Source organism: Devosia algicola (assembly GCF_028816455.1).
In the GTDB taxonomy this organism is placed as follows: Bacteria; Pseudomonadota; Alphaproteobacteria; order Rhizobiales; family Devosiaceae; genus Devosia; species Devosia algicola.
This window is the reverse complement of the sequence record NZ_CP118246.1, coordinates 2,349,865-2,365,663: the sequence shown is the minus strand read 5'-3', so window position 1 is coordinate 2,365,663 and position 15,799 is coordinate 2,349,865. Positions and strand designations below refer to the sequence as shown.

The 15,799-nt window shown below is 60.4% G+C and carries 7 protein-coding genes and 1 pseudogene; all 8 read left to right on the top strand.

Annotated elements, in window-relative coordinates; translation table 11 throughout:
- Nucleotides 1-98: 98 nt before the first annotated feature.
- The 8 genes and pseudogenes from PSQ19_RS12510 (at nt 99) to PSQ19_RS12480 (ending at nt 15,798) form a co-directional block, all read left to right on the top strand.
- Nucleotides 99-1,961, top strand: a complete 1,863-nt coding sequence (locus PSQ19_RS12510) for a calcium-binding protein (protein WP_282218006.1) — start codon at nt 99-101, stop codon at nt 1,959-1,961.
- Nucleotides 1,915-4,941, top strand: a complete 3,027-nt coding sequence (locus PSQ19_RS12505; RefSeq protein ID WP_282218005.1) for a beta strand repeat-containing protein — start codon at nt 1,915-1,917, stop codon at nt 4,939-4,941. Before PSQ19_RS12510 ends, PSQ19_RS12505 begins: the two co-directional genes overlap by 47 nt.
- A gap of 10 nt (nt 4,942-4,951) precedes the next feature.
- A pseudogene (locus PSQ19_RS20140) lies at nt 4,952-5,131 on the top strand (calcium-binding protein); the annotation flags it as partial.
- A 39-nt stretch (nt 5,132-5,170) separates the two neighbouring features.
- Nucleotides 5,171-5,326: a hypothetical protein gene (locus tag PSQ19_RS20135; protein ID WP_456077511.1), complete on the top strand. Its 156-nt coding sequence runs from the start codon at nt 5,171-5,173 to the stop codon at nt 5,324-5,326.
- Nucleotides 5,295-6,527: a calcium-binding protein gene (locus PSQ19_RS12495; RefSeq protein ID WP_282218004.1), complete on the top strand. Its 1,233-nt coding sequence runs from the start codon at nt 5,295-5,297 to the stop codon at nt 6,525-6,527. The genes PSQ19_RS20135 and PSQ19_RS12495 overlap by 32 nt, the downstream gene beginning before the upstream one ends.
- Nucleotides 6,528-6,547: 20 nt before the next feature.
- Nucleotides 6,548-7,600 (top strand): calcium-binding protein, encoded by a 1,053-nt coding sequence (locus PSQ19_RS12490; protein ID WP_282218003.1) that lies wholly within the window; start codon nt 6,548-6,550, stop codon nt 7,598-7,600.
- Nucleotides 7,569-8,489: a calcium-binding protein gene (locus PSQ19_RS12485; protein ID WP_282218002.1), complete on the top strand. Its 921-nt coding sequence runs from the start codon at nt 7,569-7,571 to the stop codon at nt 8,487-8,489. The genes PSQ19_RS12490 and PSQ19_RS12485 overlap by 32 nt, the downstream gene beginning before the upstream one ends.
- The gene (locus tag PSQ19_RS12480; protein ID WP_282218001.1) at nt 8,428-15,798 is read left to right on the top strand and encodes a calcium-binding protein; all 7,371 of its coding nucleotides are present in this window, start codon (nt 8,428-8,430) and stop codon (nt 15,796-15,798) included. The genes PSQ19_RS12485 and PSQ19_RS12480 overlap by 62 nt, the downstream gene beginning before the upstream one ends.
- Nucleotide 15,799 lies beyond the last annotated feature (1 nt).

Below are 15,799 nucleotides of genomic sequence, written 5' to 3'. Positions count from 1 at the left end.
TAACCATTATGAACCAAATTGGAGACTAATGCCGCAAGTGCGCGCGACGGCGCGACGCTATTGCAGCGGCGGGTCGACGACAGGGTTCACGCTGCGCAATGGTTGATACTCCCGAAAAGGACGACAAGGCGCCGCTGACGACGTTGGACTTGGCCAACGCCGCGACGGGCAGCAATGCGACAGTGATTGAAAAACCCGACGCAGGCGGCACGCTGGTCGTTGACGTTCATGAAGGCCAGCAACTTCTATTCGCTTTTGACCTGAGTGGGGTCAAGGTCAACCTGTCCGATGTTGATCTGATCATTACCTTTGCTGATGGCGCCAAGATCATCCTGCTGGAATTTGGCTTGTTGTCGGCGCTCGATGTCATTCCAACCATGCAGTTCGATGGTCTCGAGGTGCTGCCAAAGGACCTGATAGCGCAGGTTGGTCAGTTTGACAGTGCCTCTCTTGCCGATGAGACCATTCGCACCTCGATGGCGCAAAGCGAGATCGACGCCAAACCGACGCCCGATGCGCAATCGGCCGCAGCAACCTCGCCGCAGGATGTGCAGGCACCAGAAAAACCGGTACCGAAGCATATTGACGATCATTTGGGCAATAGTTTCAACGAGTATGACCGCTCCAAGATCGACGCCGACATGGGCGCAGCAGAGCACAATAAAAAATTCAGTGAAGCCTCATCGAGCAGTGGTATTTCGTCGACCACGGGCACGTCCGACATTCTGCCAAATTCTGAAATTTCGCTTCGGGTACTCGGTGTCACCGGACAAACGACGTCGCTCCTGTCTACTGGCGAGACCCTGATTGTCGGCGCCACGGCGAAGGCGCCTGCCGATGTTGATCCGAGCCATAGCGTGCAGGCGGCACCCGAACTGATCAATGGCACCTCCGGGCGTGACATTATTTACGCCGACAGCCTCGATCTGGCGCCCAGTGGCACCAGCAGCCGCGCCGTTGAGGTGACGCTTGACCTGCCATTCAAAGAATATACGCCGATCAGTCTGATCGTGACCAACCTGCCGCCCGGCATGTCGATTGTCGGAGCAACAAAGACCGATCTGGGCTGGGCGCTGGGCGTTGATCCAGCGGACCCGCTGGTGCAAACGCTGGTGCTCAACTATACGCTACCGGCCGACGGCAGCCCCGTCGACGCACAAGGATTTTACGACACCGGCTCGTTGACCATCCAGTACACGTTGCAAAAAACCGATGGTAGCGAAGGCACCTCCGTGGCGACCACCGAGATCGGCCTGCGCGATGTCTTGAGCGATGATGATCTCTATTTTACCGATCCCACAACCAATTCGACGACGACAGCAATTGATGCGGCGCCGCCCGGCAACATCATCAATGCCGGCACGGGTGATGACGTCATTTATCTGGGTGCGGGTGCCGATAGTCTCACCGGTGGCGGTGGTACTGATCTTGCCTCTTATGCGCACTCAAATGCGGGTGTGGCTATTGACCTGGCGGCGGGCACGGCGTCGGGTGGCTATGCTGAGGGCGATGTTCTGTCGGGCATTGAAGACCTGGAAGGTTCGCGTTTTGCCGACCTGTTGAGGGGTGATGGCGGCGCCAATGTGCTAACCGGTGGCGCCGGTGCGGACATTCTGGATGGCGGTGCGGGTGTTGATACGGCCAGCTATGGCAAATCGACGGCGGGGGTGACTGTTGACCTGACCATTGGCCTTGGTACCGGGGGCGATGCTGAAGGCGACCAGCTAAGTGGCATCGAAAATCTTGTTGGTTCGGCCGAGAACGACACGCTCAACGGCGACGGGGGGAGCAATGTCATCGATGGTGGCGCCGGTAATGATGTTATTGGCGGTGGCGATGGCGCCGACGTTCTAAGGGGTGGCGCGGGCTTCGATACACTGGATTATTCGCGTTCGAGCGCCGCAGTCAATGTGGATGCTGAGTACAAACAGCGTCAGCGGTGGCGCCGCCACGGGCGATGATATTGCCGGGTTTGAGGCGGCCTTAGGCTCGGCATACGACGATGTTCTGGTTGGTAATGCGGACGCAAACGTCTTGTCAGGTGGAGCGGGAAACGACACGCTGACAGGCGCGGCGGGTGACGATACGCTCGTGGGTGGCGCCGGTGATGACCGGCTCGAGGGCGGTGCCGGTGCCGATCATTTCGAGGGCGACACTGGAAGCGACACAGTCATCTATGCTGCCTCGACCAGTGCGGTAAACGTCAATCTGTCAACCGGGGTCGGCAGCGGTGGCACTGCCGCCGGTGACAGCTATAGTGGCGTCGAAAATGTAGAGGGATCGGACTTTGCCGACCAATTGACCGGCGATGGGGCGGTCAACACGCTGACAGGCGGTGCCGGTGACGATTTGCTACAGGGTCTTGGGGGCGCTGATGTGCTGGATGGCGGGGTCGGGATCGACACCGCGTCCTACCTTGCTTCGAGTGCCGGGGTCAGTGTTGACCTGACGTCAGGAACGGCAAGCGGTGGTGACGCGGCTGGCGATACGCTGACAGGCATCGAACAGTTGGTGGGCAGTAGTTCTGCCGATCATCTGGTCGGCGATGGCGGCGCAAATGCACTCGACGGCGGTGCTGGCAATGATCGGTTGGAGGGCCGCGGTGGCGCAGATCAACTGATCGGCGGCGAGGGTATCGACACGGCTGACTACGCCAACTCCGCCGCAGGGGTGAATGTTGATCTGACCCTTGGAACCGGTTCTGGTGGCGACGCGGCGGGGGACCAACTCTCTGGTATTGAAAACCTCGCGGGATCGGCTTTTGCTGATCAGTTGCGTGGCGATAGCGGTGCCAACCTCATTGAGGGTGGCACCGGGGATGATATTCTGAGCGGTGAAGGCGGCGCGGACCAACTTTATGGTGGCGCGGGCACCGATACCGCCAATTACGCCAGTTCGGTCGCCGGAATTGCTGTTGACCTTGGCGTTGGCACGGGTACAGCAGGTGACGCCGCTGGCGACCGGTTGGTGGATATCGAAAACATTGTGGGGTCGGGCGGCGCCGACACTATTGTGGGTGACGCCAACGCCAACCGTCTCGATGGTGGCGCCGGGGACGATATTCTGCGCGGGCAGGCGGGCGATGACAGCCTGTTTGGTGGCGATGGCAATGACCGGCTTGAAGGCGGTGCTGGCGCCGATGCGATTGACGGTGGCGCGGGTATTGATGCTGTCGACTATTCGGGCTCGGGCGCCGCGGTTGTCGTCGATCTGCAGTTGGCAACGGCCACTGGTGGCGATGCCGACGGCGACAGTTTTACTGGCGTCGAAAATATCATTGGCTCGGCGCTGTCGGACCAATTGAATGGCGATGCCAGCGACAATGTGCTGGACGGCGGCGCTGGCAACGACATTTTGCGCGGCCGCGACGGCGCCGATACACTGATCGGTGGCGCGGGCGTTGATACGGCGGATTACAGCCTGTCGGGCGCAGCGGTGCAGGTCGATCTTGGCTCCGGTCTGGCAACAGGCGGCGAGGCCGAGGGTGACAGTTTCGTCAGCATCGAGAACGTAACCGGCTCCGACTACAATGACACAATCGTGGGATCGGCCAGCAATAACCGTCTTGAGGGCGGTGCGGGCGATGATGCTCTGGAAGGCGGTGCGGGCGCTGATACGCTGATCGGTGGTGCTGGTGTCGATACGGCTAGCTACGCCGGCTCCATTGATAGCGTCACCATTGATCTTGGTGCCGGTACCGGGTCGGGTGGCGATGCGGCGGGCGACACTTTTAGCGGCATTGAGAATATCGATGGCTCAGGCAATGATGATTTGATTATCGGCGACGCCCAAGTCAATCGCCTACGAGGCGGTTCTGGTGACGACATCATCAGTGGTGGCGCGGGCGACGACCAGCTTCTGGGCAATAGCGGCGACGACACACTTGAGGGTGGTTCGGGCGCTGACACGCTCGACGGTGGCTCCGGGTTCGACACTGGCAGCTATGCGGGGTCGGGTGCGGCGGTCAATATCAATCTGTCGACCAATTCGGCGACAGGTGGTGACGCCAATGGCGATAGCTTTACCTCGATTGAAGCACTTGTCGGTTCGGCGTTTGATGACACGCTGATCGGTGACTCAAAAGTCAATCGGCTGGTTGGTGGCGCAGGGGCGGATACGCTGGCGGGCTACGCTGGGGCCGATACGCTCGATGGCGGCGATGGCGTTGACACAGCTGATTATAGCGCGTCGGGCCAGGCGGTAACGGTGAGCCTGTCGTCGGGTATCGGTACGGGCGGTGATGCGCAAGGCGACGTTTTAGTCCGGATTGAAAATCTGATTGGCACGGCGGGCGATGATAATCTGACAGGCGACGTGTTGGCGAACTCGCTGGTGGGTGGTCAGGGTAACGATACACTTTCGGGGCTCGGAGGCGATGACGTGCTGTCGGGTGGCGACGGCAATGATGAGTTGATGGGCGGCAGTGGTGCCGATCAGATCGACGGTGGTGTCGGCAGCGATACAGCAAGCTATGCCAATGCTCTTGCCGGGGTCGTTGTTGATCTGGGAGCGGGGACTGCAACTGGCAGCGACGCCACAGGGGATACGCTTACCAGTATCGAAAACCTGACTGGCTCGGCATATTCTGATATCTTGAGGGGCGACGGCGGTGTCAACCGACTGGCTGGTGGTGCGGGCAACGATATTCTTTGGGGTGGCGCCGGAGCCGATACGCTGGAAGGTGAATTCGGCAATGACACGCTGATTGGCGGTGCTGGCGGCGATATGCTCGACGGCGGCGCTGGCATCGATACTGCCGATTATTCCACGTCGGGCGCAGCGGTTACCGTCTCTATTGCCGCAGGCATTGGCTTTGGCGGCGATGCGGCCGGGGATGCGCTGGTTGGTATTGAAAATCTTGTCGGATCGGGTTTTGACGATACCTTGATCGGTGACAATCTACTCAACACGCTGACCGGGGGGCGGCGACGACACACTTGAAGGGGGAGGCTCTGCCGATACTCTGATCGGCGGTGCGGGCACTGATACGGCAAGCTACGCAAGTTCGCTCTCGGGCGTCACCGTAAACCTGACGACGGGTACCGGCATTGGTGGCGATGCGCAGGGCGACACTCTTACCGGCATTGAGAACCTGACCGGGTCTAGCAGTGGCGACTTTCTTACTGGGGATGGCGGCGCCAATGTTCTGAGCGGTGGCGGCGACGATGATGTGCTCGCGGGTCTGGGCGGCGCCGACAATCTTGTTGGTGGTGGCGGGTCTGATACTGCCGACTACAGCGCCTCGGCTGCCGGTGTTACTGTCGATCTGGGAGCGGGCACCGCCAGCGGCGGTGATGCAACAGGGGACAGTTTTAGGCTCGATTGAAAATGTTCGCGGCTCGGGCCTTGATGACACTCTAACCGGCGACACCGGTAGCAACCGGCTCGAAGGCGGGGCTGGTAACGACTATCTTGCTGGTGGCGCGGGTGCCGATATTCTCGATGGCGGCACCGGTATCGACACCGCGGACTATTCGGGGTCGGCCGGCGCGGTCAATGTCAATCTGGCGACAGCCTCAGGTTCGGGCAGTGACGCCCAAGGTGACACGCTGACGGGCATTGAAAATCTGGTTGGATCGGTCAATGGCGATACACTCAGTGGCGATGCCGGAGACAATCGACTCGATGGTGGCGCGGGCGATGATGTTCTTGCCGGTCAGGCTGGTAGCGATACGCTGATCGGTGGCGCGGGCAATGATACACTGACCGGCGGCGCGGGTGCCGATGTTCTGGATGGGGGCACTGGCTCCGATACTGCGGACTATGCAGGCTCAAGCGGCGCTGTCACCGTCGATTTGTCGACCGGCATCGGCATGGGTGGTGATGCGGCGGGCGATAGCTATATCGCTGTCGAGAATTTGACCGGTTCAGATTTCAACGATGCACTGACCGGCGACGACAATGTCAACATTCTGGCGGGTGGCGCGGGTGATGACCGACTTGTCGGCGGTCTGGGTGCCGATATTTTGCAAGGTGGTTCGGGCAGTGACACGGCGGATTATAGCGCCTCCGCCGCCGCGGTAGATGTTGATTTGGGTTCGGGGGTCGGCATTGGTGGCGCGGCCGCCGGGGACAATCTCTCAGACATCGAGAACCTGGCCGGTTCGGCATTTGCCGACACGCTGACCGGTGACAGCGCTGCCAATACACTGACTGGCAACGCGGGCAACGATTCGCTTTCGGGTAACGGCGGCAATGACACCCTTGACGGCGGTGACGGCGATGACACGCTCGACGGTGGCATTGGCAATGATACGCTCTTAGGCGGTATCGGCGACGATGTGCTTGAGGGTGGCGTAGGTGCCGACGTGCTCAACGGTGGCGCTGGCACCGATACCGCACGCTATGTCAGTTCCATCGGCGCCGTAACGGTCAATCTGACAACAGGCGTTGGCTCGGGTGGCGACGCTGCTGGTGACAGCCTGACCGGCATTGAAAATCTGACGGGTTCTGGTGGCGCCGATGATCTGACCGGCGATGGGCTGACGAACGTGCTGGAGGGGGTAGCGGCGATGACCGGCTTGTAGGGCTTGGGGGGGCTGATGTATTGCGCGGTGGTGCCGGGTCCGATACGGCGGACTACAGTGCCTCTTCGGCGGGCGTGACCATTGACCTTGCCAACAATACTGCTACCGGCGGCGATGCGGCGGGCGACAGTTTTGACTCCATCGAAAATCTTGTCGGCTCGGACAGTAATGATCTGCTGGCGGGCGATGCCAACAACAATCAACTCAGCGGTGGTGCTGGCGATGACCGCCTGATTGGCGGCGCCGGGGCGGATATCCTGTCTGGGGGCGCCGGTCGTGACACCGCCGATTATTCTACCGCAGCAGGGGCGGTAACCATTGATCTTGGCAATGGCACCGGTCTTGGTTCGGACGCGCAGGGCGACACCCTCACCGGCATAGAAGATGTGATCGGTTCGGTCGGGAACGATATTCTGCTCGGTGACAGCGGCGCCAATCGTCTCGAGGGCGGGGCCGGCAATGACCAACTGACGGGTTTTGCGGGTGACGACACATTGGTCGGCGGCGCGGGCAATGATCTGTTGACAGGCGGCGTCGGCGCAGATGTTCTGGATGGCGGTGCGGGCCTTGATACCGCGAATTACGCAACATCGGGTGCTGGGGTCAGCGTCAATCTCAACACGGGTACCGGAGTGGGCGGCGATGCGCAGAACGACAGCTATAGCGGCATTGAGAATATTACCGGATCCGATTTTGACGATAGTCTGACCGGTGATAGCGGGGCGAATGCGCTCTCAGGCGGCGCCGGCAATGACGTGCTGGTCGGCGGCGCTGGAGCCGATGCCCTCAGCGGTGGCGCCGGCACTGATACGGCTGACTATTCAGGCTCATCGGCGGCGGTCACCATTGACCTGCAGGCCGGTACCGGGCTTGGAGGTGATGCCGCTGGCGACACGCTTGCCGATATAGAAAACGCCACAGGCTCGGTCCATGACGACTACCTATCGGGCGATACCGGCGCGAATATCCTGACCGGCAATGCAGGCAACGATACGCTGTTTGGGCTTGGTGGCAATGATACGCTGGCTGGTGGTGATGGTGATGATCAGGCTCGACGGCGGCACCGGCGTTGACACGCTTTCAGGTGGCGCGGGCGATGATATTTTGCAGGGCGGTTCTGGTGCCGACGCGCTCGATGGTGGTGCGGGTACAGATACAGCCAGCTATGTCGGGGCATTGGCGGGCGTTAATATCAATCTGACCACTGGCAGCGGCAGCGCTGGCGATGCACTTGGCGATACGATAACCGGCATCGAAAATCTCACCGGCTCGAGTTTTGCGGACACCTTGGTTGGCGATGGCGCGGGCAATGTTATCGAGGGTGGCGCGGGCGATGATTTGCTGGCGGGTCTGGGTGGCGCCGATGTGCTGCGGGGCGGGGCGGGTTCGGATACCGCCGACTATAGTGCCTCCTCGGCTGCCATCAATGTAGATCTTGCCGCCAACACCGCCACGGGCGGTGACGCTCAGGGCGACAATTTCGACTCGGTCGAAAATCTAATTGGTTCGGATGGCAATGATCGATTGACCGGCAACTCGGCGGTAAACCGGCTAGAGGGTGGCGCGGGCGACGATGTTCTGTCGGGGGGCGGCGGTGCCGACGTGCTGGTTGGCGGCGGGGGTACCGATACGGCCGACTATTCGGGCGCCACCGGCGCTGTTTCGGTGGATCTGGGCACCGGCTTGGGTACGGGGTCAGATGCCCAGGGCGATCAGCTTTCGGGCATCGAGAATCTCGTCGGCTCATCCGGCAACGACACGCTCACCGGCGACGCCGTCGCCAATCGTCTCGAAGGCGGATCGGGCAATGATACGCTCTCGGGCATGGCGGGTGACGACATTTTGCTCGGTGGCCTAGGCAATGATGTGCTGTCAGGTGGCGCTGGTGCGGACAGCCTTGATGGCGGGTCGGGCACGGACACGGCGGATTATTCGACCTCGGCCGGAGCCTGTCACAATTGATCTGGGCGCGGGTACCGCAAGCGGTGGTGATGCAACCGGCGACGGACTTGTCAGCATCGAAAACCTGATCGGTAGCGCGGGCAACGATTTGCTGACCGGCGACGATGGCGCCAATGTGATTTCGGCTGGCGCGGGCGACGACAACCTGGTTGGCGGCTTAGGTGCTGACACGCTTGATGGTGGTGCGGGCCGGGATACCGCCAGCTATGCCGCTTCGGGTGCTGGTGTTACCATTTCGCTGGATGGAAGCGTGGGTAGCGGCGGGACGGCAGCCGGGGACGTTCTGAGCAATGTTGAGGTGCTCGACGGCTCAGCCTTTGCTGACGTCCTGAGCGGCACTGGCGCGGACGAAGGTTTTTACGGCAATGGTGGCGACGATATCATTGCGGGCGGTGGCGGCGCCGACATCATTTCGGGTGGTGCGGGCACGGACACGGCCACCTATGCAGCGTCCTTCAATGGGGTAAATGTCAATCTCGCCAGTGGTATCGGTACCGGCGGTGACGCCCAGGGCGATACACTATCGGGCATCGAAACGGTTATCGGCTCGTCACGCAATGACGTCCTTACGGCCGCCGCCAGCGGTAGCACACTGTTTGGCGGGGCGGGTGATGACACGCTGAACGGCGATGCCGGAAATGACACGCTCAACGGCGGTGACAATGATGACCTGCTCATCGGGCTTGGTGGCGCCGATACGCTTGATGGTGGCACCGGCAGCGACACGATAGATTATTCGGCATCAAACGCCGCCGTGACCATCGATCTGGCCTTGGGAACCGGCGTTGGTGGTCACGCCCAGGGCGACATCATCTCCAATGTCGAAAATGTCATTGGCTCTGGTTTTGATGATCGGCTCAATGGCGATGCCAACAATAACACGCTTGAGGGCGGGTTGGGCGACGACATATTGGAAGGCGGCGCTGGCGCGGATCGCCTGCGCGGCGGCGGCGGCAATGATACGGCGCGTTACGCGGCTTCGGCGGCAGGCGTGATCGTCACGCTTGCGGGCGGTTTCGGCCTGGGTGGAGAAGCCCAGGGCGACCAGCTGACAGATATTGAAAACCTTGAAGGATCAGGTTTTGACGATACGCTGACCGGTAGTAGCGGCGCCAATATTCTAGTCGGTGGCGCTGGCAATGATACGCTGGTTGGCCTCGGCGGCGGCGACCAGTTCGATGGTGGACTTGGCAATGATACAGTGTCCTACGCGGCGTCGGCGCAGGCAGTAACTGTCAATCTGGCCACCAATACGGCGTCCGGCGGCGATGCTGCGGGCGACACCTTCATAAGCATCGAGAGGATTGATGGGTCGGCCTTTGGCGATAATTTGACGGCCGCTGCAACAGGCAGCGTTCTGCAGGGCCTGGCGGGCGACGATGTGCTGACTGGTGGCGCTGGCGTTGACAGTCTTTACGGCGGGGACGGCAATGACACGCTATCGGGTCTAGCGGGTAATGACTTCCTCTATGGCGGTGCGGGCAACGACACGCTGATAGGCGGCGCGGGCGCTGATGTGCTTAATGGCAATGCCGGGATTGATACGGCGGACTATTCCAGTTCCGCCGCCGCCGTCTCGGTCAATTTGGCATCGGGCACCGGAACGGGCGGCGACGCTGAAGGTGACACGCTGCTCGAGATCGAAAATCTGATCGGCACCAATTTTGACGACACTTTGGTTGGCGACAATAACGTCAACAGCCTCAGCGGCGGCAATGGTGCCGATGTCCTCGATGGCGGTGCTGGCGGCGACACTCTGGCAGGCGGCGCTGGTATCGATACGGCGGGCTATTTGAATTCCAGTTCCGCCGTTACCGTGGATTTGAGCAGCGGCACGGGACTGGGCGGGGACGCCCAGGGCGACACGCTGTCCGGTATTGAAAATCTCACCGGTTCGGCCTTTGGTGATACGCTCATCGGTGACGCAGGTGTCAACCGACTTGATGGTGATGCGGGCAATGACATTCTGGTCGGCGGCGCGGGCGCCGACGTTCTGGTTGGTGGTGCTGGTTCAGACACGGCCTCCTATCAAAACGCTGCGGCGGGAACTATTGCCAGCCTCGCCAATCCGGGCGTCAATACACTCGATGCGCTGGGGGACAGCTATTCCAGCATCGAAAATCTGACGGGGTCGGCCTTTGGAGACACGCTGACGGGCGATTCTGGCAGCAATATTGTTTCGGGTGGCGCGGGGAACGATACGCTGATTGGTGGCGACGGCGACGATACTCTCTATGGCGGTGCGGATGACGACAATCTGGTCGGTGGCGTAGGTGCCGATACGATCTATGGTGGCACAGGAATTGACAGTGCCGACTATTCGGGGTCGGACGCCGGGGTGAACATTACGCTGGGTGGTGCCAGCAGTTCAGGCGGCCACGCACAAGGCGACCGCCTGTTCGAGGTCGAGCGGATCATCGGCAGCAATTTTGACGATAGTTTCGGGGGCACGACTGGCGCCGATTACGCTGATGGCGGGGCTGGAAATGATGTCTTTCGCAGCAGCCTTGGCGCCGACACCTATTTGGGTGGCACCGGCAATGATACCGCCGACTATAGCGCCTCGGCCGCCGTAACGGTGGATTTGGCGAACAATGCCAACAATGCCGGTGGCGACGCGGCTGGAGATAGTCTGACCGACATTGAAAATGTCAGTGGCTCCAACAGTGCCGACACGCTGCGGGGCGACGGGCTGGCCAATATTCTGATCGGGAACGGGGGCAATGATCAGATCTATGGCATGGACGGCGATGATGATCTGCGTGGCGGTTCGGGCAATGACACGATCTATGGCGGCCTCGGCGCCGACCTGATTGCGGGCAATGATGGTGCTGACATTCTTTATGGCGACGCCGGTAATGACACCATTTCAGGTGGCGATAGTGACGACCGGCTGATCGGTGGTGCGGGTGCAGATGTGCTCGACGGCGGGTTGGGGCTGGACACTGCCGATTATGGTACGGCAACATCGGGGATCGCTGTCAATCTGAGCACCGGCGTTGGTACCCTCGGTGATGCCCTCAACGATACGCTGACAAATATTGAGAACCTGACGGGGTCTTCATTCGACGACACGCTGATCGGTGATGGGGCCAACAATGTTCTGACGGGCGGGGCCGGCGACGATATTCTTGAGGGTCGTGCTGGCAGCGATACACTTGTGGGTGGGCTTGGCAGCGATACGGCCAGCTTCGCCAATGCCGCCGGTGGGGTCACCGCGTCGCTGGCCAGCGGGCTTGGTACATCGGGTGAAGCGCTGGGCGATACTTATTCCGGCATTGAGAACCTGACAGGTTCCGCCTACGGCGATAGCCTGACGGGTGATGGCAATGCCAATGTCATTGACGGTGGGGCGGGTAACGACAGCATTTCGGACGGGGCAGGCGCTGATACGCTTTATGGCGGCGATGGCAACGACATTATCTATGCCGGTGACGGGGCGGATACCATTGATGGCGGGGCCGGCTACGACCGGGTGACGTTCCAGGGCAGCGGCGCCGCAGTAACAGTCAATCTGCAAACTGGCGTTGGTTCAGCCGGATACGCCAATGGGGACAGCTATACCGGGATTGAGGAGGTTATTGGCTCGAACGCTGGCGACACGCTGACAGCTTCGGATAGTGGCAGCACGCTCAATGGCTATTACGGCAATGACATTCTCAATGGTGGCGCCGCGGCCGATATCCTGTCGGGCAGCGAAGGCAACGACACCATATACGGCAATGGCGGCAATGACACCATCAGTGGCGGCAATGGCGCTGATACGCTTTATGGCGGCGATGGTGATGACACCATCAATGGTGATGGTGGCAATGACATTATCTGGGGTGATCTGGGCAGTGATACGATCAATGGCGGTGCCGACACCGACACGGTCAATTATTCGCTTTCAAGCGCAGTTACAGTCGATCTGAACGCCACTGGCACCGGTGGCCTGGCCCAGGGCGACAGCTATTCGGGTATCGAGAACGTTATTGGTACGGCAAATAACGATATAATTTCAGGTACTTCTGGTGCCAACCTACTCAGCGGTGGCGCTGGTGACGATATTCTTGCTGGACGCGGCGGCGCCGACACGCTCGACGGTGGCACCGGCTTTGACTTTGCAGATTATTCGGATGCCGGCACGGCGGTCACGGTTGACATGGTCGGCGGTGTACATGCGGGTGCAGACGCCCTCGGCGATACGCTGGTGTCGATCGAAGGCCTGATCGGGTCCGACTATAATGATACACTGTTGGGCGATGCGGCGGTCAACACCATTCGGGGCGGGTTGGGCGACGACATCATTTCGGGTGGCGCTGGCGGCGATACGCTCGATGGCGGTGCAGGTATCGATACGCTAACTTATGCAACCTCCAATGCCGGGGTCACGATAAATTTTGCAACTTCGACCGCATCGGGCGGGCACGCGGCAAGCGACATTATCTCGAACTTTGAAAACATCATCGGGTCCGGTTTTGCCGATAATTTGACCGGCAACGGATTGGACAATCGTCTCGAGGGTGGCAATGGCGCCGACATTCTGTCCGGTGGCGACGGGGCCGATACCATTCTGGGCATGGAAGACGACGACACGATTTATGGTGGTACCGGCGCTGACTACCTCGATGGTGGTGACGATGATGACACCATCTTTGGCGGCGACGGCAACGACACCATTCTGGGTGGCGACGAAGACGATACGCTGGACGGTCAGGCCGGTGACGACTCCATCGATGGTGGATCGGGTGTTGACCGGATTACCGGCGGCGCGGGCGCCGACAATCTGGATGGTGGCAGCGGGGTCGATACGCTCGATTATTCCGGCTCAAGCGCCGGGGTCACTGTCAATCTGGGCACCAATTCCGCCGCTGGTGGTGATGCGCAGGGCGACACTATTGTCAATTTCGAGAATGTCGATGGTTCAGCGAATAATGATGTCCTGACCGGCGATGGTGGTAACAATACACTCAATGGCAATGATGGCGACGATACGCTTGATGGCGGGGCAGGCAATGACACCCTGGATGGCGGGGCAGGCGACGATACGCTGATTGGTGGTCTGGGCGCTGATACGCTGGGCGGCGGCGCCGGGACTGATACGGCAGATTATTCGGCTTCCAGTGCCGCCATCAATTTGCGGCTCGATGGATTGGCCTCCTCCGGTGGCGACGCGGCCGGCGACCGGTTGACCGGAATCGAAAATGTCGTCGGCACTGCATTTAATGACACAATCCTTGGTACCGGCGCGAACGAGGTGTTCAGTGGCGGGGCGGGTGACGATATCCTGATCGGCGCCGGTGGGGCCGACCGGCTCGAGGGCGGGGCAGGCTCGGATACGGCAAGCTATGCCGGCACCATCAGTGGCATCAACGTCAATCTTGCAACCGGGATAAATTCGGGTGGTGACGCGGCAGGCGACACCTTCATATCGATTGAAAATATCACGGGTTCGCTTGCCTCGGATACGATCACCGGTGACGGCAGCAACAATATTCTCGATGGCAGTCTCGGCAATGATGTCATTTCGGGCGGTGGCGGCAATGACACGCTGATTGGCAGCGATGGCAACGACACCATTAGTGGCGACGATGGCGATGACGTCATCACTGGCGGTAATGACGATGACAATTTGAATGGCGGCAGTGGCGCTGACGACATCGACGGCGGCGCGGGCAATGACACCATCATTGGCGGCGAAGGCGCGGACGTACTCACGGGCGGCACCGGCATTGATACCGCCGACTATAGTGGGTCCGATAGCGGCGTCACGGTTGATCTGGTGGCTGGCACCGGGAGTGGTGGCCACGCGCAGGGCGACACATTGTCCGCGATTGAAAATCTTGTCGGCTCCGGTTTCGTTGACAATCTGAGCGGGGACGGTGCCACCAACCAAATCTCTGGTGGTGCAGGAAACGACACTCTGTCAGGTGGCGGTGGCGCCGACATATTGATTGGCGGCGATGGCGACGATCTGCTGGTGGGCGGTTCGGGCGCGGATGATCTGCAGGGCGACGCCGGGTTTGATACCGCCAGTTATGCGGCCTCCGCGTCAGGGGTCACCGTTTACATGAACCATGCACCATCGTCGGGCGGTGATGCGGCGGGCGATCTATTAAGCGGTATTGAACAGGTCATCGGTTCGGGTTTTGACGATGTTATTGTCGGAACATCGAACAGCAACGAGCAATTGCGTGGCGGGGCGGGTGATGATCGGCTCGATGGCGGTGCCGGTAGCGATATTCTTGATGGCGGCGCCGGGCAGGATACGGCGGACTATGCCGCTTCCAACAGCGCGGTAACGGTTAATCTGGCGACCCTTGCCGCTTCGGGTGGCGATGCGCAAGGCGATACACTGATCTCAATCGAGCATCTGATCGGCTCGGATTATGCCGACAGCCTGACGGGCGACGCTGGCAACAACCAACTTGCCGGTGGAGCCGGTGCTGACCAACTCTATGGTGGTGCAGGTAACGACAGTTTACTCGGCGGTGGGGGTGATGACACTTTGGTCGGCGGCGCTGGCGCGGACAATCTTGATGGCGGTGCCGGAACTGACACAGCTGACTATTCGGCGTCTAGCGCTGCGGTCACCGTGCACCTTGATGGCACCATATCCAGCGGTGGCGATGCGGCGGGCGATACGCTCAACGGGGTCGAGCGCCTGATCGGGTCGAACTATGACGACGTTCTGAACGGATCAAGCGGCAATGACATGCTTATCGGTGGCGCGGGCAATGACAATTTGTCGGGCGGCGCCGGGGATGACCAGTTGATCGGTGGCGCTGGCAGCGACACGCTCGAGGGTGGGACTGGCATCGATACTGCCGACTATTCAGCGTCGGGTAGTGCGGTCAATGTTCATTTTGATGGTACCGCGTCTACTGGCGGTGACGCGGCTGGTGACACGTTAAACGGTGTCGAGCGAGCCGTCGGCTCCTCATATGCCGACAGTTTCCTTATAGACACCGGCATGGTCAGCCTGCCCAGCACCCATATTGACGGCGGCAGCGGTACTGACAGCGTCAGTTTCTCCGACGGCGGTACGGTTACCGACGCCTCGGCGCTCTCCTCGATCCTCAGTGACGTCGAAATCATTGACTTTACTCATGCCGGACTTGACGCAACGCTTACACTGGATGCGAGTAATGTGCAGTCGATTACCGGTAGCAGCAACTCGCTGACACTCAACACCGACGCGGGTGATAGTATTTCTGCGAGCGGGTTTTTTGATACCGCTGTCAGCGGTAGCGAGACGACCTATACATTCTTTGACAATGCGGGCCACACCAACCCATCTATTGCCACGCTGATCGTTAATTCCTGAA

Bases quoted from the DNA above. Each gene is read 5' to 3' on its own strand.
- PSQ19_RS12485 (WP_282218002.1), top strand. From the start codon at position 7,569: ATGATCAGGCTCGACGGCGGCACCGGCGTTGACACGCTTTCAGGTGGC.
- PSQ19_RS12480 (WP_282218001.1), top strand. From the start codon at position 8,428: ATGGCGGGTCGGGCACGGACACGGCGGATTATTCGACCTCGGCCGGAG.
- PSQ19_RS12495 (WP_282218004.1), top strand. From the start codon at position 5,295: ATGCAACAGGGGACAGTTTTAGGCTCGATTGAAAATGTTCGCGGCTCG.
- PSQ19_RS12510 (WP_282218006.1), top strand. From the start codon at position 99: ATGGTTGATACTCCCGAAAAGGACGACAAGGCGCCGCTGACGACGTTG.
- PSQ19_RS12505 (WP_282218005.1), top strand. From the start codon at position 1,915: ATGCTGAGTACAAACAGCGTCAGCGGTGGCGCCGCCACGGGCGATGAT.